The organism is Gilliamella sp. B3482, from assembly GCF_026536805.1.
Lineage (GTDB): Bacteria > Pseudomonadota > Gammaproteobacteria > Enterobacterales > Orbaceae > Gilliamella > Gilliamella apicola_E.
Map to the genome: position 1 here is coordinate 55,431 of NZ_JAFNNL010000007.1, position 20,660 is coordinate 76,090.

General features: G+C 35.0%; 21 protein-coding genes. 8 read left to right on the forward strand and 13 right to left on the reverse strand.

The annotated features are described in order from the left end of the window. Positions 1–122 precede the first annotated feature (122 nt). Entirely contained in the window at positions 123–1,448 is a 1,326-nt protein-coding gene (locus J3U18_RS10670) for a CoA-disulfide reductase (RefSeq protein ID WP_267354022.1), read from the forward strand. 122 nt (positions 1,449–1,570) lie between these two features. Further along, positions 1,571–2,992 (forward strand): cation:dicarboxylate symporter family transporter, encoded by a 1,422-nt coding sequence (locus J3U18_RS10675; protein WP_267337653.1) that lies wholly within the window; start codon positions 1,571–1,573, stop codon positions 2,990–2,992. Positions 2,993–3,072: 80 nt separating this feature from the next. Here the strand turns inward: J3U18_RS10675 and galU are convergent, their stop codons facing one another. The 6 genes from galU to J3U18_RS10705 all read right to left on the reverse strand — a co-directional run bounded on the left by galU (position 3,073) and on the right by J3U18_RS10705 (position 7,090). Beyond that, complete coding sequence (galU, locus tag J3U18_RS10680; RefSeq protein WP_267354023.1) at positions 3,073–3,987, reverse strand: UTP--glucose-1-phosphate uridylyltransferase GalU; 915 nt, start codon at positions 3,985–3,987, stop codon at positions 3,073–3,075. Positions 3,988–4,017: 30 nt separating this feature from the next. Continuing rightward, entirely contained in the window at positions 4,018–4,515 is a 498-nt protein-coding gene (locus J3U18_RS10685; protein WP_267354024.1) for a DUF2569 domain-containing protein, read from the reverse strand. A 10-nt stretch (positions 4,516–4,525) separates the two neighbouring features. Beyond that, a complete protein-coding gene (locus J3U18_RS10690) occupies positions 4,526–4,975 on the reverse strand; it encodes a hypothetical protein (RefSeq protein ID WP_267339171.1) in 450 nt (149 codons plus the stop codon). 95 nt (positions 4,976–5,070) lie between these two features. Continuing rightward, positions 5,071–5,181 (reverse strand): entericidin A/B family lipoprotein, encoded by a 111-nt coding sequence (locus tag J3U18_RS10695; protein ID WP_370632592.1) that lies wholly within the window; start codon positions 5,179–5,181, stop codon positions 5,071–5,073. 63 nt (positions 5,182–5,244) lie between these two features. Beyond that, entirely contained in the window at positions 5,245–6,441 is a 1,197-nt protein-coding gene (locus J3U18_RS10700; RefSeq protein ID WP_267354026.1) for an aromatic amino acid transaminase, read from the reverse strand. Between the two features lie 265 nt (positions 6,442–6,706). Then, positions 6,707–7,090 carry a RidA family protein gene (locus tag J3U18_RS10705; protein ID WP_065735223.1) on the reverse strand — a complete coding sequence of 128 codons (384 nt, stop codon included), beginning with the start codon at positions 7,088–7,090 and terminating at the stop codon, positions 6,707–6,709. A gap of 146 nt (positions 7,091–7,236) precedes the next feature. On the opposite strand from J3U18_RS10705, the gene ffh reads away from it, so the two are divergent. Continuing rightward, positions 7,237–8,604 (forward strand): signal recognition particle protein, encoded by a 1,368-nt coding sequence (gene ffh, locus J3U18_RS10710; RefSeq protein ID WP_267337659.1) that lies wholly within the window; start codon positions 7,237–7,239, stop codon positions 8,602–8,604. A gap of 68 nt (positions 8,605–8,672) precedes the next feature. Here the strand turns inward: ffh and J3U18_RS10715 are convergent, their stop codons facing one another. Both J3U18_RS10715 and ispB read right to left on the reverse strand, forming a co-directional pair. Further along, positions 8,673–9,545, reverse strand: coding sequence for an EamA family transporter (locus J3U18_RS10715; protein ID WP_065735224.1), 873 nt, complete (start codon positions 9,543–9,545; stop codon positions 8,673–8,675). A gap of 153 nt (positions 9,546–9,698) precedes the next feature. Beyond that, positions 9,699–10,682, reverse strand: coding sequence for an octaprenyl diphosphate synthase (gene ispB, locus J3U18_RS10720; protein ID WP_267354028.1), 984 nt, complete (start codon positions 10,680–10,682; stop codon positions 9,699–9,701). A 154-nt stretch (positions 10,683–10,836) separates the two neighbouring features. Between ispB and J3U18_RS10725 the strand changes: the two genes are divergently transcribed. After that, positions 10,837–11,652: a TonB family protein gene (locus J3U18_RS10725; protein ID WP_267337661.1), complete on the forward strand. Its 816-nt coding sequence runs from the start codon at positions 10,837–10,839 to the stop codon at positions 11,650–11,652. Between the two features lie 91 nt (positions 11,653–11,743). Here J3U18_RS10725 and pepP read toward each other — a convergent pair whose 3' ends face one another. Beyond that, positions 11,744–13,057, reverse strand: coding sequence for a Xaa-Pro aminopeptidase (gene pepP / locus J3U18_RS10730; protein ID WP_065735226.1), 1,314 nt, complete (start codon positions 13,055–13,057; stop codon positions 11,744–11,746). 33 nt (positions 13,058–13,090) lie between these two features. Further along, on the reverse strand, positions 13,091–13,633 hold the full coding sequence (locus J3U18_RS10735; protein ID WP_267354029.1) for a YecA family protein: 543 nt from the start codon (positions 13,631–13,633) through the stop codon (positions 13,091–13,093). Between the two features lie 129 nt (positions 13,634–13,762). Between J3U18_RS10735 and J3U18_RS10740 the strand changes: the two genes are divergently transcribed. The 4 genes from J3U18_RS10740 (at position 13,763) to crr (ending at position 16,780) form a co-directional block, all read left to right on the forward strand. Beyond that, positions 13,763–14,089, forward strand: a complete 327-nt coding sequence (locus tag J3U18_RS10740) for a hypothetical protein (RefSeq protein WP_065561788.1) — start codon at positions 13,763–13,765, stop codon at positions 14,087–14,089. Positions 14,090–14,229: 140 nt separating this feature from the next. Beyond that, positions 14,230–14,487: a phosphocarrier protein Hpr gene (ptsH, locus tag J3U18_RS10745; protein ID WP_065561787.1), complete on the forward strand. Its 258-nt coding sequence runs from the start codon at positions 14,230–14,232 to the stop codon at positions 14,485–14,487. Between the two features lie 52 nt (positions 14,488–14,539). Then, complete coding sequence (gene ptsI / locus J3U18_RS10750) at positions 14,540–16,267, forward strand: phosphoenolpyruvate-protein phosphotransferase PtsI (RefSeq protein WP_065561786.1); 1,728 nt, start codon at positions 14,540–14,542, stop codon at positions 16,265–16,267. A gap of 9 nt (positions 16,268–16,276) precedes the next feature. Continuing rightward, on the forward strand, positions 16,277–16,780 hold the full coding sequence (gene crr / locus J3U18_RS10755) for a PTS glucose transporter subunit IIA (protein WP_065561785.1): 504 nt from the start codon (positions 16,277–16,279) through the stop codon (positions 16,778–16,780). Positions 16,781–16,873: 93 nt separating this feature from the next. Here crr and pgi read toward each other — a convergent pair whose 3' ends face one another. From pgi to J3U18_RS10770, 3 genes are all read right to left on the reverse strand, one after another. Continuing rightward, the gene (pgi, locus tag J3U18_RS10760; protein WP_267354031.1) at positions 16,874–18,523 is read right to left on the reverse strand and encodes a glucose-6-phosphate isomerase; all 1,650 of its coding nucleotides are present in this window, start codon (positions 18,521–18,523) and stop codon (positions 16,874–16,876) included. A gap of 175 nt (positions 18,524–18,698) precedes the next feature. Further along, positions 18,699–19,628: a homoserine O-acetyltransferase MetA gene (gene metA, locus J3U18_RS10765; protein ID WP_065561783.1), complete on the reverse strand. Its 930-nt coding sequence runs from the start codon at positions 19,626–19,628 to the stop codon at positions 18,699–18,701. Between the two features lie 208 nt (positions 19,629–19,836). Continuing rightward, complete coding sequence (locus J3U18_RS10770) at positions 19,837–20,649, reverse strand: ATP-binding cassette domain-containing protein (RefSeq protein ID WP_065561782.1); 813 nt, start codon at positions 20,647–20,649, stop codon at positions 19,837–19,839. Positions 20,650–20,660: the final 11 nt, after the last annotated feature.

Genomic DNA, 20,660 nt, shown 5'->3' on the forward strand with positions numbered 1-20,660 from the left:
ATATTATCTACTGACCATAAATTGATTACGATTAAAGCTAAATAACCAACTAATTTAACCTAAATGATAACCTGTGTTAGGATGATAGTTAAAAATTATCTGCGCTCAAAGGAGAATTATCGATGAAAATAATCATCATTGGCGCTCAAGCAGCTGGAGCAAGTGCTGCTGCAAAAGCCAAAAGAAGGGAACCCAATGCGACAATCTGTATCTATGAAAAATCAGATATAGTTTCATTTGGAGCTTGTGGATTACCTTATTTTATTGGCAATCATTTTGGCGATGAAAATGAAATGATATCCAGAACGCCAGAACAATTTGCTAAAGATGGCATTGAAATCAAAACATTACATGAAGTTATCGCTATTGATCCTAATTTAAAAAAAGTCACCGTCAAAGATATCAAAAACAATAATTGCTTTGACGATGATTATGACAAGTTACTCATTTCCGTTGGGGCGATACCAATAATTCCACCTTTAGAAAATAGACAACTGGAAAATATTTTCACTTTACGCGATATGTATGATGGTCTAGCAATAAAAAAAGCCTTAAACCAAAATACCAATGTCGTGGTCATTGGTGCTGGCTATATCGGGCTAGAAATAACCGAATCGTTAGTAAAATTGAATAAAAACGTAAAATTAATTCAATTAGATGATAGAGTTTTGACCGATGCCTTCGATCCAGAACTTACTGAGATAATTGAAGAAAATCTAAAACAACATTGTGATTTACATCTACAAGAGCAAGTACAAGGTTTTGAAGGTGAACAAAAAGTTACTCATGTTATCACCGATAAAGCTAAATATCCCGCCGACATTGTCATTATTGCCACAGGAGTAAAGCCTAATAGCGAAGTTTATAAACACCTTAATATTGAAACTCTTAGTAATGGTGCAATTGTCGTTGATAATTATGGACAAACTAACATAGCTGATATTTATGCTGCAGGCGACTGTGTCGCGCTTCATCATCGCGTTAGCCAATCAATGACTTATATTCCATTAGCGACCGGAGCGAACAAATTAGGTAAAATTGTTGGTGACAATTTAGCAGGCGGTAACAATCAATTCCCAGGAACCCTTGGGACATCAGCATTAAGGGTATTTGATATTGAAGCCGGTCGAACAGGATTAACCGAACAACAAGCTATTAAAACTGGTATCCCATATAAAACAGTAGTAGTTAAAGATAAAAATCATAGTAACTATGTTGAAGGGCAAACTAGCGTCACGGCTAAACTTATTTATCACGCCGAAACTCGTATTTTATTAGGTGGACAGATTGCTGGGGGCAGTGGTGCTGTATTAAGAACGAATAGTTTAGCCACCGCTATTTGGGCTAATATGAAAATTGATGAATTAGCCATGATGGACTTTTTATATGCACCACCTTTTTCAAGACCATGGGATATTTTAAATATCGCTGGGGGCATTGCTAAATAGTATTGAAATATCTCAAATATTTGCAAAATTATTAAAATTCAAAATATGTGGTTTGGTTTTAATCCAAACCATAAAAGATTATTAAAAATTAATTCAATTTTATCCAAAAGCTGGGGGTAAACATGTCAGATGCCATTTTTCAGGGCACTTTTTTCGAAAAGTTCTTATCCATCACCCATTATCAAACTTTAATCGGGATTGGTTTATTACTGCTTTGCTTTTTTGCCGTCATGCGACCGATGCAAACCAAAAAAGTTAATTTTTCCATTAGAATGTTAGTCGGATTGGTGCTTGGTGCTGTTATTGGTTTAGGTATTCAAGCTGCAGCCGGTTTTCCAGAAAGTTCAACTGTTTGGATGCAAGAAACAGCAACATGGTATGGTTTGTTTGGTCGTGCCTTTATTGCCTTCATACGCATGTTAGTGATTCCATTAATTTTTGTCTCAATTGTAAAAGTGATTATTGATTTTTCTGGTAAAGACAATTTGCCGAAAATAGCATTCAGAGGAATTTTTTGGTTACTATTCACTACAGCCATCGCTTGTATTGTCGGTATTATTTTAGCAAATTTATTATCATTAGGTGAGTTGAGTTCAGCATCAACCAAAACGGCTACCGCCAAACAATATACCAATATTATTGACACTTTCGTGAATCTTATTCCAAGTAATATCATCGGCTCTATGGTAAAAGAGAATATTGTAGGCTTAGTTATCTTTTCAGCATTGATGGGACTTGCCGCTAACCGAATGGAAAAAAAGAATCCACAACCTATTGCTCTTTTTAAAACCTTTATTGAGGCGCTCTATAAAATTATCATGTCAATTGCCATGACGATTATTAAATATATGCCTTATGCGGTGATTGCTTTACTTGCTCGTACAATTATTTCAAACGGTATCCCAGCAATTATTGATGTATCAAGCTTTGTATTAGCGATTTACCTTGCAACCATAATAATGCTTGTTGTGCATATTGTGATTGTCATGCTTCATGGAATTTCACCTATCGTATTTATCAAAAAAGCACTTGGCACATGGTTACTTGCTTTCACTAGCCGCTCATCTGTTGGTACATTACCGATGACTATCTCAACATTGACCGTCAGAATGGGCGTAAATACAGGTACAGCGAATCTAGTTGGCTCACTCGGAAGTACAATGGGAATGAATGGCTGCGCTGGCTTTTTCCCAGCCTTACTTGCGGTTATGGTTGCTCATATGGTGGGTATTAATACTGATATTCAATTCTATATAATGCTAGTCATTGTGGTAGTTATCGGATCAATTGGTATCGCTGGTATTCCAGGCACTGCAACAGTTGCAGCGACTGTCGTACTTTCAGGCATGGGTATGGCTGAATACTTCCCATTAATTGGTATGGTGTTAGCCGTCGATCCAATCATTGATATGGCCAGAACGTTAGCTAATGTATCTGGATCAATGACCGCTGCAATAGCAACCGATCATGAAGTTGGATTAATGAATATGGATATTTATAATGATCCTAATGTGACTTTGGATAATGAACAGTCTGAAGTTTAACAATAAAGATAATTTTCAGTTTAATTTAATTAACAAAAAGACGCCAATTGGCGTCTTTTTATATCAGCGGAAAAACAAAATTAAATGGTTTTTAACCATGCTTTAACATCATCACCCAAACTTTTGTGACGCATTGCGTATTGTACAAAAGTTTGTACATAACCCAATTTATTTCCACAGTCGTGGCTTCGGCCTTTAATACAGTATGCATCCACTCGATCTTCATCAAGTAACATCGCAATTGCATCAGTCAATTGAATTTCACCACCAGCACCTAAAGGCGTTTTAGCTAAAAGTGGCCAAATTTTTTCAGATAAAACGTAACGTCCAACAACTGATTGGTTAGATGGAGCTTCTTCTATTGACGGTTTTTCAACTACACTATACATTTGCGCTATATTACCAGCTGATAACTCTTCACCACGGCAGTCAACAATACCATAAGATGAAACAAGATCTTTTGGTACAGGTTCGACCATGATTTGGCTATGTTTAGTGTTATGATAATTATTAATCATCGCCGCTAAATTATCTTGAGCAAGATCACTATCATACTCATCAATAATCACATCCGGTAATACTACAGCAAAAGGCTCATCACCAACTAAAGGATAAGCACAAAGTACAGCATGACCAAGTCCTTTTGCTAATCCTTGGCGAACACTAGTAATCGTCACGTTTTTTGGCAGAATCCCTTGTACTTCTTGCAAAAGTTGACGTTTAACTCGGGCCTCAAGCATAGCTTCAAGCTCAAAACTGGTGTCAAAGTGATTTTCTATAGAATTTTTAGACGAGTGCGTTACAAAAATAATTTCAGTTATCCCTGCCGCAATACACTCTTTGACAACATACTGAATAAGTGGTTTATCAACCACAGGTAACATCTCTTTAGGAATCGCTTTGGTTGCAGGTAACATTCTTGTGCCAAGACCAGCAACAGGAATAACTGCTTTTTTAACTTTTCCTTTAGCAGATGATTCAAAATTTAATGGCATTTTAATTCCTTAAAATAATAAAATGATAAATTAATTAATTATATTGTTATGACTTTTACATTGTCCTTCAACAAAGGTATTTGCAACTCGCTCTGATCTTAATATATAAGCAGCCCAAATACCGCTCCAAATGAGTTGTTTTACTGTTTTAGCTATCTCTCTTGATTCGATCGGAAGTTTAGTATAATGATAACAAAGATATTGGTCCAAAAGAAGAAATGAACATGAAGTGACTAGATAACCTAGCATATAATAAGGAAATTTATAGTTTTTAGTAAAAAAAAGATAAAGCAAATAAATAGCAAAAAGAATTAAAATTGCGTTTAGACCTATTTCTACAGATAAAATCCAACTAATATTAGGAATATATTGGTCAGAAACTTGATTAATAAAACCACTCCCATGGAACTTCAAAGTCATTACAATAAAGCCAATAGTGAATAGATTTAGTACAAGCGTAAATACGATGAATATTGCAACAACTATAAGCCAGCCACCTAATCCTTTAAGTTTTGGATTATCCGTCATATAAAGATCCTTAATTAATAATAGATAAATCATTAAATTTAATTAATGACGAATTATCACTGTCTTTAGCTAAAGAATCAATGGAAATATAAACAATTTGACACGTTTCTAACACAGCTTCTTTAACAACAAACTTTGCTTTACGATCGCGTTCTTCTTTCTGTTTGGCGCTAATGTAAAGATCATCATAACCATCATCATACATTGATGCTCTTTCAAATATATTAGTACTACGCCAAAAAGTCTCTTTTGGATAATCTCGCTCAAAAGTTTGACCTGTTAATTTGCCTTTTAAGCCAGCATAACTCATGGGTAAGTGTCGACTAGCTCGACTTTGTGAAAGATAAATATGGGGATATTGTGTAAGATTGGATTCAAGTTGGTTTAACTTAAATTCAACACCAGAACGATTTTGATACTGGCAATTATCCATGATTAAAGGTGCAGTTCGAAAGTTCAACGAACCACACCCTACAAGTAAAAATGCTAAAATAAATAGTCGATACATATGGTTTTGTTTGCTTTTAAGAAGCTATAAGCAAACCCATTTATTATTTACAATTTTTCACTAACATCTTCGGCAGTATTGGTAATAGCTTTACCGCCTGATTGCACGTCTTTACCTACACCTTTAACCGTGTTACAACCTACTACAAGTGTTGTCATCGCGATACTTACCAATAAAATAAATACTTTACGTAACATGTGATTCTCCTCTAGTTAGTCACATTATGATTTGATTGTGGCAAATGCTTCTGCTACACGATGTATATTATGGTGATTTAAACCCGCCACACACATTCTCCCGCTGCCCACCAAATAAACAGCGAAATCATCTTTTAGTTGTGCGACTTGCTCTTTAGAAAAACCGGTGTAACTAAACATACCTCTTTGTTTAAGTAGGTAGTCAAAATTCTGTTTAGGTGCTGCTGTTTTTAATAAATCGACTAATGTTGAGCGCATGATAACAATACGATTACGCATTGATTCGACTTCTTTAAACCATAAAGCTTTAAGTTCAGCATTATTTAATACGTATGATACAAGTTGTGCACCGTAAGCGGCAGGACTAGAATAATTTCGACGAACCGTTGCTTGTAATTGACCAAACACTCGATTAGCCACTTGGTTATTATCACATAAAACGGATAAACCGCCCACTCGCTCACCATAAAGTGAAAAAGTTTTAGAAAACGAATTGCTGATAAACCCACACAATCCTCGCTCAGCCACTTTTTTTATTGCATAACTATCACTTTCGATACTTTCGCCAAAACCTTGGTAAGCGATATCCATAAATGGAATGAGATCTCGGTTTTGTAAAACATCAATCACTTTGTCCCATTGTTGGTTTGTTAATTCTGCACCAGTTGGGTTATGGCAGCAAGGATGCAATAACACAATACTTTTAGCGGGTAAAGTATTAAGTGTTTCAAGCATCGCATCAAAATTCACGCCACAAGTCTGAGGATCAAAATAAGGGTATTTATTTACCTTAAATCCTGCGCCATTAAAAATGGCAATATGATTCTCCCAAGTTGGATCACTAACCCAAACTTGAGAATCAGGAAAATAACGATATAAAAAGTCAGCACCGACTTTCAGCGCACCTGATCCCCCTAATGTTTGAACAGTGGCTATCCGCTTTGTTTGAAAAGCAGGATTATCTTCACCAAAAAGCAATGATTGGATTGCCTGACAATAACTCGGTAAGCCACTCATCGGCAAATAAAGTTGTGCGCCTTGTTGATGATGATAAATATAGTCACAAGCCGTTTTAATACACGATAATTGAGGAACCACACTATTTTCATCATAATAATAACCAATACTCAAATTGGTCTTGTTTTCGCGCTTATCATTATTGAATTCAGCGACTAATGATAATATTGGATCCCCTGCGTACGACTCTACTTTTTCAAACATTTTCCCAACCTAATTAAATCAGTAAATATCAATAGATAATTGTAGATTATTGCACCAACTTAATTGGCAATCAATCACTAAATAATAGTTTAAATATAAATAATTTTAGGATACTAAAATAGACCGTTTAAAAGACTGATTTGGATATAAAACGTTAGAATAGATGGTCAAAAAAGAGATTTTAAATAAAAAAAACCTCAAAAACCCCGTTCCTCAACTTTTTTTACTTCATTAGCACCTTTCGGTGCTAACAATTATAAGTCGATTATTTAACCGCAATAACTTCTATTTCAACTTTCGCATCTTTAGGAATGCGAGCAACTTGCACACAAGAACGAGCAGGGAATGTTGCCTGATTCTCTGTAAAAAATGCCTCATAGACACTATTCACATCCGCAAAATCATTCATATCGGCTAAAAAAATCGTCGTTTTAACGATATTTTTAACTTGATATCCTGCCTCAGTAACAATTGCTTTTACATTCGCTAAACTTTGTTTAGCTTGCTCTTTGACACAACTTGGCATCTCACCTGTAGCTGGATTAATTGGAATTTGACCTGATGCAAATAACATGTTGCCCAAATCAACACCTTGAACATAAGGACCTATTGCTGCTGGTGCTTTGTTGGTATTAACAACTTTTACCATATATGATTTCTCCTTTCATCTTGTTATGCATCTCATTTCAACAGGAACCAAATTTGGTGTCAAGTCATGGTAAATTTATGATCATGGGACTTCTGCCAATTTTCTGATATGATAGTTGAAAATTTTTTCATTTGTTGAGAGTTAGCATGTTTGAGAATTTAACTGACCGTTTATCACAGACATTTCGCAATATTAGTGGGCGTGGACGCTTATCTGAAGATAATATCAAAGATGCCCTACGTGATGTCCGTATGGCATTACTTGAGGCTGATGTTGCCCTACCTGTGGTACGAGAATTTATTAACCAAGTTAAACAAAAAGCTGTTGGTTTAGATGTTAATAAAAGCCTAACACCAGGCCAAGAATTCATCAAAATCGTTCAAGCAGAACTTACTATAGCTATGGGTGAAGTTAATAGTTCACTTAACTTAGCCACCCAGCCTCCAGCCGTCATTCTCATGGCAGGTTTGCAAGGTGCGGGTAAAACTACCAGCGTCGCAAAACTAGCAAAATTTTTAAAAGAAAAACAGAAAAAGAAAGTGTTAGTTGTCTCTGCCGACGTTTATCGCCCTGCGGCAATAAAACAGTTAGAAACACTAGCTAAAGCTATTGATGTGGAGTTCTTCCCGTCAGATATCAATCAAAAACCTATTGATATTGTTAACAAAGCAATTTCACATGCTAAATTACAATTTTTTGATGTCCTTATTGTCGATACCGCTGGTCGATTACATGTCGATAGCGAGATGATGGATGAAATCAAAGCACTGCATGATGCAATCAATCCAATTGAAACGTTATTTGTGGTCGATGCCATGACCGGGCAAGATGCTGCTAATACGGCAAAAGCATTTAATGACGCATTACCTTTGACCGGGGTTATTTTAACTAAGGTGGATGGTGATGCTCGTGGCGGTGCGGCGTTATCGATTCGTCATATCACCGGTAAACCAATCAAATTCTTAGGGATGGGTGAAAAGACGGATGCATTAGAACCTTTTTATCCTGACCGTATCGCTTCACGTATTTTAGGGATGGGTGATGTACTCTCTTTAATTGAAGAGTTACAGAGTAATGTTGATCGTGAAAAGGCAGAGAAAATCGCCAAAAAACTCAAAAAAGGTGATAAGTTTGATTTTAATGACTTCCAAGATCAACTTCGACAAATGCGTAATATGGGTGGAATGGGCGCTATGCTGGCTAAACTACCTGGCGTTGGTCAACTTCCTGATCATATCAAAGCACAGATGGATGATAAAATCACCATCAAGATGGAAGCCATAATTGGTTCGATGACATTAAAAGAACGAGCCAATCCCGAAATCATCAAAGGCTCACGCAAACGCCGTATTGCTAATGGTTCTGGAACCCAAGTGCAAGATGTTAACAAGCTGCTTAAGCAGTTTGAAGATATGCAAAAAATGATGAAAAAGATGAAAGGTGGTGGCATGATGAAGATGATGCGCCAAATGAAAGGTCTAATGGGTGGAGGCATGGGCTTCCCACCTAGATAACATTTTACTTCGCTTTTCTTTCAATAAAATACTATCGTGCAAAGTTACACGATAGTATTTCAATAAACTCAATTTTCTCGATTTAGCGCTTTAATTTTAGTTGGACGCTGCATAGTTAATACAGTACCAATCGATGAAACTATAATAAATAGAATAGCAATCCATTGATAATGAGTTAACTGTTCGTGTAAAACAATTAATCCAGAAAACGCAGCAAATACAGGTGACAAGCTCATCAAAGTACTAAAAGTTTGTGCGGGTAATCGTGGCAAAGCGATCATATCCAGGCCATATGGAATAGCAGACGCCAATAATGAAACGACAAAAACGAGAGGCAACAGATCCATCGAAAACATGGTGCTACCACTGTGCCATACACCAATAGGAAAGAGTAATATTGAGGCAATAATCGAACCTACCGCAACACTTGAGGCACCATAAATTTCACCCGCTTTTCGCCCAAAAACAATATAACCAGCCCAACAGCTTCCTGCACATAAAGCTAGTAATATACCAATAGGATCCAAATCGTTAGAAGCCTGATGAATAGGAAGCAACATCACCAATCCAATGATCGCAATAGCTAACCAAACAAAATCAGTTAATCGGCGTCCAGAAAACATCGCAACCATAATTGGTCCAGTTAACTCTATTGCCACAGCAATTCCTATTGGGATTCGAGATATGGCATTATAAAAAGCCAAATTCATACATCCCATAGCGACACCATACAGAATAATATATTTAATGGCTGACTTAGTAATAGTTTTACGCCAAGGTTTAAAGATTATTACCAATAAAATCGCTGAGAAAAACAACCGCCATGCTGTCATCGCCTCAGGCCCTAGTACAGGAAACAAGTATTTAGCAAATGAAGCACTTGCTTGCACAGATATCATCGAAATAAAAATTAAAAAAACAGGCCAAGATCTTTTGAGCATAATGACTACCTAGATTAAAGTAATTGCATATTAAGGGAAGCAATTTGTTTACAAAGCAACGTAAAATCAATTTAAGATTATTACGATATTTCGCTAAAAGCTTTATTATTAAACGAATCGTATAAATAATATTTTTTCAATATCACATCACGTTTAGTTATCCCTTTTTACTGATAGTAAAGCCAGATCTTGTAGCGCTTTTTTATAAGGGGAATCAGGTAAGATTGAAATAACATTGTATGCTTTATTGGCCTCTTGTTGAGCCGTTTTTAAAGTAAATTCAAGAGATCCACACGACTGCATAACTTTTAAAATATGATCTAATAAATGCCTGCCATTACCTTGCTCGATAGCTTGACGGATTAACGTCGCATCTTCTGAATTAGCATGATGCATTGCATGCAATAATGGTAAGGTTGGTTTACCTTCATTGAGATCATCACCCAAATTTTTACCTAATTTTTGATTACTATCCGCACTATAATCTAATAAGTCATCAATAATTTGAAAGGCGGTACCCAAGTATTTTCCATACTCTTGCAGTGCAAATTCTTGCTCTGGTGTTGCTCCTGCTAATACTGCTGCTGAATGCGATGTTGCTTCAAACAGTCTTGCTGTTTTGCGATAAATAACTTGTAGGTATTGCTCTTTAGTAATATCAGGATCATTGCAATTTATCAGCTGTTGAACTTCACCTTCAGCAATAATATTTGTTGCTTCTGACATTATCTTCAATACTTTGAATGATTCTGTGCGTACCATCATTTGGAAAGATCTTGTGTAAATATAATCGCCAACTAAGACACTTGCCGCATTACCAAATAGCGCATTAGCGGTTGATTTACCTCGCCGTAAATCAGATTCATCAACAACATCATCATGCAATAAAGTTGCAGTGTGAATAAATTCGATAAAAGCTGCGGTAATAATATGTTTATCACCCTGATAATTAAGCGCTTTAGCTATTAACAAGGCAATAACTGGGCGAATCCATTTTCCACCACTACTAATGATGTAATTCCCTAATTGATTAATTAGTACAACATCAGAACTAAGTTCTGCTTGTATTGCTTCATTAACTTTAACTAAATCATCTTGCACTAGATCGAGTATTTGTTTTATCGATGGATTATTCATCAGTCTAACCACTACAAATGGGAGATATTTATTTACTATTATCTGATAAATATTTTTAAGCAACAAGTATTGCTAAATCATATTTAAAAAAATACTACAAATGATAAGCATTTTCATTTAGAATACACACCTTAAATGAACATTAATTACTGTTATGAAGATCAACTTTGATATAGATATCAACAACGAAAAAGAGCCGCAATCACCTGCTTCTAATAAGCAAAAGGATGCCTATATATATACATCGATCTCTGTAATATCACATTTATTTTTATTTGGATTATTGTTCAGCTCTGCACTGTTTGCAAATAATATCGTTGTTGATGAAGGTGATAATTCAATTAAAGCTGTTATGATTGACCTTACTCAGTTAGCAGCTCCGGAACAATCATTGGTTGAAGAAACACCTGAAATCAAAGGTGCTGAAAACAGTGAAATCATTGACAATAAACCAATTGAAGAACCAGTCGTAGAGCCAGAAGTCGTTGAAGAAAAGATTCCGGAACCTACACCTGAAATAGAACAAAAAAAACCAGCAACAGAGCCAGATAAACCAGTTATTGTTAAACCTAAACCAAATAAGAAAAAACCACCGACACAAAAATCATCTCGTCAACAAGTTAGACAAGATGTGGTAAGTGATAATATAGCAAATACTTCAGTAGCTCCTAAAGTATCTGATAATCGACAATATTCTGGTAATCCCTCTCCAATTAGTCGTAATCGACCAGAATATCCTCGAAGAGCACTAGATATGCGCTTAGAAGGTTATGTTGTTGCTATGTTTGATGTAACTAGTGAAGGTCGCGTTGAAAATATTAGGATTATTGAAGCCCAACCTAATAATATTTTTAATCGCTCGGTTATCTCTGCAATGAAAATGTGGAAATATAAGCCGATTGCTGGAAAAGATCTCAAAATAAAAATTGTTTTCAATCGTGATAGTTCAATTAGCTTAGGAAGCAATTAATCACTCATTCCTCAATCAATAACTATTATTAAATAAAAAACTGTAAAAGCACTAATTTTATAATTCAATTAGTGCTTAGTTGATAAATAGTTTATCTATTCTTTTGCATTAAAAGTTCAATTTCCTGCGGTTGTTTAGGTACCGTTGAGGTTAAAATTTCGTTGCCAGCTTCGGTAACCAAAATATTATCTTCGATACGAATCCCAATACCTTTATAACATTCTGGCACATCAGCATCTTTATTAATATAAAGTCCAGGCTCAACGGTTAAGACCATACCCGGAGCGAGTATGCGATCACGATCACTGCCAACATCATGCACATCAATACCTAACCAGTGACCTAATCCATGCATATAGAATGCTAAATAAGCTTTGTTTGTAATCAATGTTTCAACATCACCTTGCATAATTCCAAGCTTAACTAATCCTTCAACCATAATCCGAATAATTTTTTGATTAACTAATGATATTGAGGTGCCTGGTTTCAATAATTTGATAGCTGTACATTGCGCAGTTAACACAATGTTATATATTTCGAGTTGTGCTTGACTAAATTTACCATTAATCGGAAATGTTCGAGTAATATCACCTGCATAATAATGATATTCACAACCTGCATCAATTAAGACTAAATCGCCATCTTTGAGCGTGTCGCTATTATTTTCATAATGCAATATACAACCATTATTACCTCCGCCAACAATAGTATTATATGACGGCCATCGAGCGCCATGCCATGCAAACTCATGTAATATTTCAGCTTCTAATTGATATTCATACCAATTAGCCTGGCATTTTTGCATTGCCCGAATATGTGCTTGAGCACTGATTTCGCACGCTTTACGTAAAAGAGCCATTTCATATTCAGACTTAAACATTCGCATTTCATGAACAATTGGTCGCCAATCAATAACTGTACTCGGCGCAGAAAGTTTGAATCGAGCACCTTGCCGTAATGTATTGATTGCTTTCTTAATTATCTCGTCAGCATAATCATATAGTTGGTCTGCATAATAAATTGCTTTTTTTCCATTTATTAAATTTGGTAAAACACTCTCTATATCATCGAAAAGATAAGCCTCATCGACTAAAATCTTTGTTAATGCCTCTTGCTGGCCTAAGCGGTAGCCAGTCCATGTTTCGGCTAAAGGATCTTTCTTGCGATTAAATAAAATATATCGTCCTTGACCGTCTTGTTGTTTAATTATTGCCAAAAGCGCTTCTGGCTCTGCAAAAAAAGTAAAATACCAAAAGTCACTATCTTGTCTATAAGGGTAGTGGGTATCATTACTTCGTTTAACTTCTGGCGAAGCAAAAAATAAGGCAATGCTATTTGGCTCCATCTGAGCCAATAATTTATTTCGCCGATCTAGCAGTTCTGTCTTGGTCTGAATATCTATCATAGCGTTTACCTTGATAATCAGTAATATTGAATATTAGTGAATTGTTGGTGTGATATCGGGTTCATTAAATTCATCAAAACATAACATCGCCGTAATGCGAACGTATTCTTTGATCTCTTCAAATGCAAAGCCCAGTTCTTGCTGATCTTCATCTTCATCATAACCGAGTTTAGCTATTTGTCTTAGATCATATATTGCTTCACCCACATCACCTTTAACTCGATTAAGTTTTGGTTGAACTAAACCAATACCCAATAAAAAATGATTTACCCATCCCACTAAATCGTCAATTTGCGTAAACAAATCTTGCTCACCAAGTAGAAGTTGGAACTCAAAATCTTCATCAATAAATTGTTGTTTAGTTATATGATATAATTCTTCCACTTCCTTATTTAAAGGTTCAGCTATTTTTTGCCCATCATTCAACATGTCTTGAACTAACACTCTCCAACTTTCGTCATGATTTCCTCCAGCTAATAAGCCAGATAAGAATCCATGTAATTCAGCTGCAGTTATGCCAACTTTATTTTGGATAAGTTGACGATTAAGCTCGTCATAAATCTTGGTATTAGTCATTAACTCCACCTTATTAGTTTATAATAATAGTGAAAATACATCCCTCTGCACTTTCACTCATTATTAGTATATAATTTGTGCCTAGCTGTAAATAATAAACAGGTTATTGTGCTTTATAAAGGAATTATTTTGAACATTTTTAGATTAATTTTAACATCACTATATATAGTTATATCGTTAACTGCTTGTAGTTCATGGCTGAAAAATAAAGGTGTGATTGTTCTTGATGTACAGAATAATACCTATATAACCAGCCAAGACTTACCTAAAGATTATCAGTTAGGCAATGGAGAACAAGAACTTGATAAGTTTGAAGCTTTCTGCCGAGACGAGATCCGTGCCTCACAACTAGATGGTAGCGAAGAGATGGTATTTGAAAATATCAAACGAGGAATTCACGGTCAGGTTGAATTTAAAAAATGTAGTGATAGAGTCACTCGAATTTACCGATATTAATAAATATTTCAGCTTACTTTGTAAAGTATCGCTAATAAGATTGACTAATTGTCACATATCCGTGAAATCTTACTAGCCTTTCAAGCTGTTTTTATTTATATTGTCGCATGAACAAATATATTTTTGGGAGTAAAATAATTATGTACAAGCAAGATGTAACCATTACTGCATCGAACGGTCTTCATACCCGCCCTGCTGCACAATTTGTAAAGGAAGCTAAAAACTTCAATTCTGAAATTACTGTCACATCAAATGGAAAAAGTGCAAGTGCTAAAAGCTTATTTAAATTACAAACATTAGGCTTAACTCAAGGTACAACTATTACTATTTCAGCCGAAGGTGAAGATGAAAAAGAAGCAGTAACTCATTTAGTAAAATTAATTCCTGAATTGGAATAATACTCCCATGTTAGCGTTGAACGGTTTTAATATTAGATAAGGATTAAATGTTATGGTATCAGGTATACTTGTTTCCCCAGGTATCGCTTTTGCAAAAGCGCTATTATTAAAAGAAGAACCTATTGTTATTAATAATAGGCAAATTCTTGATAACAAAATTGACGCTGAAATTGATCGGTTTAAAGAAGCACGTGAAAAATCAAGCGAACAATTACATGCGATCATGGAACGAGCTAAAACCACTTTAGGTGAAGATAAAGCTGCTATTTTTGAAGGTCATATCATGCTTCTTGAAGATGAAGATCTTGAACAAGAAGTTATTTCACGCATCAAAAGTAAACACTCAAGTGCTGATGCAGCTGTCCAATCTGTATTTGAAACCCAAGCAAAAGAGTTAGAAAATTTAGATGATGAATATCTAAAAGAACGTGCTGCCGATATCCGTGATATTGGTAAACGATTGCTAAAAAATATTTTAGGCATCGAAATTGTTGATCTAAGTGCTATTAGCCAACCTTGTATTTTAGTTGCAACTGATTTAACACCATCTGAAACTGCTCAATTAAATTTAGATATGGTGTTAGGTTTCATCACTGATGCGGGTGGTCGTACTTCACATACTTCAATCATGGCTCGTTCATTAGAAATTCCAGCAATCGTAGGAACATCTAATGCAACACAAGAAATCAAACAAGGTGATTTTGTTATTTTAGATGCAATCAACAATGCTATCTATATTAATCCAGATCACGCAACTCAAGAAAAACTAAAACAAGTACAAACAAAATATCTTGCTGATAAAGAAGAGTTAGCAAAATTAAAAGATCTACCAGCTGTTACACTTGATGGTCATCAAGTAGAAATTTGTGCAAATATTGGTACTGTTCGTGATATTGCTGGAGCAGATCGTAATGGTTATGAAGGTGTTGGGCTTTATCGTACAGAATTCTTATTCATGGATCGTGAAGCTTATCCTAATGAAGATGAACAATTCAAAGCATATAAAGAAGTTGCTGAATCAACTAATGGCCTATCAGTTATTGTTCGTACAATGGATATCGGTGGTGACAAAGATGTACCATATATGCATTTACCAAAAGAAGAAAATCCATTCTTAGGTTGGCGAGCAATTCGTATCTGTTTAGATCGTAAAGAAATACTACATACACAGTTACGAGCAATCTTACGTGCTTCTGCATTTGGTAAATTGCGTATTATGTTCCCAATGATTATTTCGGTAGAAGAAATTCGTATTCTAAAATCTGAAATTAATATCCTTAAAGAACAATTAACATCTGAAGGTAAAGCATTTGATAAAAGCATTGAAATTGGTGTGATGATCGAAACACCAGCCGCTGCGGTTATTGCTAGACATTTAGCTAAAGAAGTTGATTTCTTTAGTATTGGAACTAACGACTTAACCCAATATACACTTGCTGTTGACCGTGGTAATGAGCTTATTTCACATCTTTATAATCCACTTTCACCATCAGTATTAACATTGATTAAAAATGTAATCGATGCTTCTCACAAAGAAGGTAAATGGACAGGAATGTGTGGAGAGCTTGCTGGTGATGAAAGAGCAACAATTTTATTACTAGGTATGGGACTTGATGAGTTCAGTATGAGTGCGGTATCAATTCCTAAAATCAAAAAATTAATTCGTAATACTAATTATGAAGAAGCGAAGAAATTTGCTGATACTGTTCTTGAAAAAGCAACAGCCAAAGAAATAACCGATTTAATTGAAAAATATACTGCTGAAAAGCAAATTTGTTAGGAGGCAATGATGGGTTTATTCGATAAAATAAAGCAATTTGTATCTGATGATAACAAAAATAGCATCGAAATTATTGCACCTCTTAGTGGTGAAATCGTTAAGATCGAAGATGTGCCAGATGTAGTTTTTGCAGAAAAAATCGTTGGTGATGGTGTTGCTATAAAACCTTCTGGTAATAAAATTGTAGCACCATTAAATGGTAAAATTGGTAAAATTTTTGAAACCAATCATGCATTTGCTATTGAATCAGATGAAGGTATCGAACTTTTTGTTCATTTCGGTATAGATACGGTGGAATTAAAAGGTGAAGGTTTTACACGAGTTGCCGAAGAAGGACAACAAGTTAAAATTGGAGATACTATCATCGAAATCGATCTGCCTTTACTTGAAAGTAAAGCCAAATCAGTGTTAACACCAGTTGTAATATCTAATATGGAAACTGTTGTTGAATTAACTAAGTTATCCGGCTCAGTTGAGGCAGGTAAAACACCAATTATGCGTGTTAAAAAATAACATCGCGCAAAGTTACTACTCATAAAAAAACCTTCAGTTTTCACTGAAGGTTTTTTATTGAGAATAATCAAACATAGAGTTCAAATAATTCGTTTAACGCCATTTTTTGTATTGATTAATCAAGCTGTTGGTTGATTCATCATGCGAGCTGACTGGTTTATCATCAGCAAGTTCAGGTAAAATGCGACCAGCTAACTGTTTACCCAATTCAACCCCCCACTGATCGAAGCTAAAGATATTTAAAATAACGCCTTGCGTGAAGATTTTGTGCTCATACATCGCCACCAATGCGCCTAAAGTGTACGGTGTGATTTTTTTCACTAAAATAGAGTTAGTCGGTTTATTGCCTTCAAAAACTTTAAATGGAACAATAGATTTAACTTCATCAAGCTTTTTACCAGCAGCAAGAAACTCTTGTTCTACTTGTTGTGCAGTCTTACCAAAGGCTAAAGCTTCTGTTTGAGCAAAAAAGTTAGAAAGCAATTTAGGATGATGATCGCCAACTGGATTATGACTAATTGCCGGTGCAATAAAATCACAAGGAATAAGTTTAGTACCTTGGTGAATTAATTGATAAAACGCATGTTGACCATTTGTCCCTGGTTCACCCCAAATAATAGGACCTGTTGTATAAGTAGTTTTATTGCCATTACGATCAACACTTTTACCATTTGATTCCATATTTCCTTGCTGAAAATAAGCAGCAAAGCGATGCATATATTGATCATAAGGTAAAATTGCCTCGGTTTCTGCACCATAGAAGTTATTGTACCAAATCCCAATTAAAGCAAGTAATGTTGGGATATTTTTTTCAATTGGTGTGCTTTGGAAATGTTTATCCATCGCATGTCCACCAGCTAAAAACTGTTTAAAGTTTTCAAAACCAATTGAAAGTACAATTGATAAACCGATTGCAGACCAAGAAGAATAACGACCACCAACCCAATCCCAAAACTCAAACATATTGGCAGTATCAATACCAAATTTTTCTACTTCTTTGGCATTGGTTGATAAAGCTACAAAGTGAAGCGCAACAGCTTTATCATCTTTTGCAGCATCAAGTAACCATTGACGAGCGGTTTGTGCATTAGTCATGGTTTCTTGAGTTGTAAAGGTCTTTGATGCAACTAAAAATAGTGTTGTTTCTGGATTTAAACCTTTTAAAGCTTCAACAATGTGAGTACCATCGACATTAGAAACAAAATGCATAGTTAGATGGTTTTTATAAGGCCGTAATGCTTCGGTAATCATCACTGGTCCTAAATCTGAACCTCCAATTCCGATATTAACTACATCGGTAATCGCTTTACCAGTATAGCCTTTCCATTCACCACTAATAATTTTTTTACTAAAGGATTCCATCTTAGCCAGCACAGCATTGACGTCATCCATAACATTTTTACCATCAACATAAATTGGTGAATTTGATACATTACGAAGCGCAATATGTAAAACGGCTCTATTTTCGGTACGATTAATTTTTTCACCGCTATACATTGCCTTAATAGCACCATTCAAATCACATTCATCGGCAAGTTTATAAAGTACTTCTAATGTTTCTTGCGTTAAACGATTTTTTGAAAGATCAACCAAAAAGTCATCTTCAAAATGAATACTTAACTTTTCAACTCTGTTAGGCTCATCTTTTAGAATTTGAGCAATCGTTTTATTATGATGCTTTTGATAACTAGCTTGAAGGGCCTTCCAAGCGGAAGTGGTAGTTGGATCAATTGACTTTAACATAACTTATTCCTTAATTAATATAGCACTATTAACCATGATATAACTATGGATAACATGATGCAAGATAAGGATTTATTCTTTCAAATTAAGTTAGTTGAAAAATTCTATCTACTGGTAATTAAGCAAACTTTCTTACCAGTAGGTATCTAGTTTATAAATTTATTCACTTTCCCATTTAATCAATTGTCAAATTGCGAGTTGTTAAATCAAATGGTGTTAATTGATAAACATAATAATTGAGCCAGTTACTAAATAATAAATATGCATGGCTTCGCCATGTGGCTTTTGGCGTTAAATTTGGGTTATTTTCAGGGAAATAGTTGTAAGGAATTTCCGGATTTATTCCTGCTTTCAAATCTCGATTATATTCATTAGCTAAGGTGAAGGAGTCATATTCTGGATGCCCTGTTACAAAAGCCATACGTTTATCCGCAGTTGCCATCAAATATGGACCGGTTAAATCTGATTCAGCTAAAATCGTCAAATCAGTATAACTTTTAATTTTATCTATTGGAAAATCAGCATTACGTGAATGTGGCGCTAAAAAAGTATCGTCAAAACCTCGAGTTAAAAGTGCATTAGGTTGTATGATTTGATGTTGATAGACGCCTGACAATTTTTGTGAGCGAGTAAATTTTGGCATATCATAGAGTACATTTAATGCAGCTTGTACAGCCCAGCAAACAAACATTGTTGAAGTAACATGATCTTTAGCCCAAGTAATTATTTCAGCTAATTTTGGCCAATACACTACATCTGAAAATGCGACTTTACCTAATGGTGCGCCAGTTATGATAAGACCATCAAAATTCTGCTCACGAATATCTTCAAAATCACAATAAAAGCTATTTAAATGCTCTACAGGGGTATTTTTGGATTCACGTTGATCAATACGCAAGAGTTGAATATTGACTTGTAAAGATGAATTGGAAAGCAAACGTAAAAACTGATTTTCAGTTTCGATCTTTTTAGGCATTAAATTTAAGAAGAGAAGCTTTAGTGGACGAATTTCTTGAGTATTAGCACGAGTTGAAGTCATCACAAATACATTTTCATTACGTAACACATCTACTGCCGGTAATGAATCTGGAATACATATAGGCATATTAAAAGCTCCTATTAATTACTTTTTATAACATTTCAAATAGACGTCTAGAAATCCATATAGCTAAATATAGTGTTTTTTAGTAAGATTGTCGAGCGTTTTGTTAGAAAAAATAGATATAATATTTTAAACAAAATCAGAACAATAGCAGATTATATGAATTAACAAATAAGTGTGATGATAGTAATATAAATAGTAAAAATAAAATTTAAATGATTCGAGTATCGGTCCGCCAAGTATCTGCGGTTAAAGCCTCACCAAAATAGCTATTAATCAGTTTTTGTGTGATTTCGCTTAATGGCGAAGCTAAGACTTCAGCAGTATTACCATATTCAACTAAATCACCATTATGCATAACTAAAATTTGGTCACTGATATGTTTCATCATACCAATATCTTGTGTTACATAGACATAAGAAATATTCTGTTCTTCTTGTAAAGACAACATCAAATTAACAATCTGTGAACGCATTGAAATATCTAACGCAGCTAAAGCTTCATCGAGAATAATAACTTTGGGTTTCAGAATTAAGGCCCTAGCCAATGCGACGCGTTGTTTTTGCCCCGCAGCCATCACTGATGGATAATAAGAAGCATGTTCAGGCAGTAAGCCTACTTGTTTTAAAACATCACTAATCAATTTTTCTCGTTCAAGAGCGCTATAATTGCTATTGCGTTTAAGTGGAATTTCAAGTAATTGACCAATACGAAGTCTTGGGTCAAAAGAGCTTTCAACATGTTGAAATATCATTCTAATAAGTTGTGACCGATGGACAAAATCACCATATTCAACTTTATTACCGTCAATCCAAATATCCCCACTATCTGGTTTTATCATACCCACCAGCATTTTGGCTAGTGTCGATTTTCCTGAACCATTTTGTCCTATAATGGCGAGTGTTTTACCTTCGTTGAGCGAGAACGACAATGGTTTAACTGCATCAATTTGTAAATGACCAAAGAGCCCTTTAGGAATTTTAAATCGTTTTGATAAATTTCGGACTTTTAATATTGGGTTCATTAACTATTCCT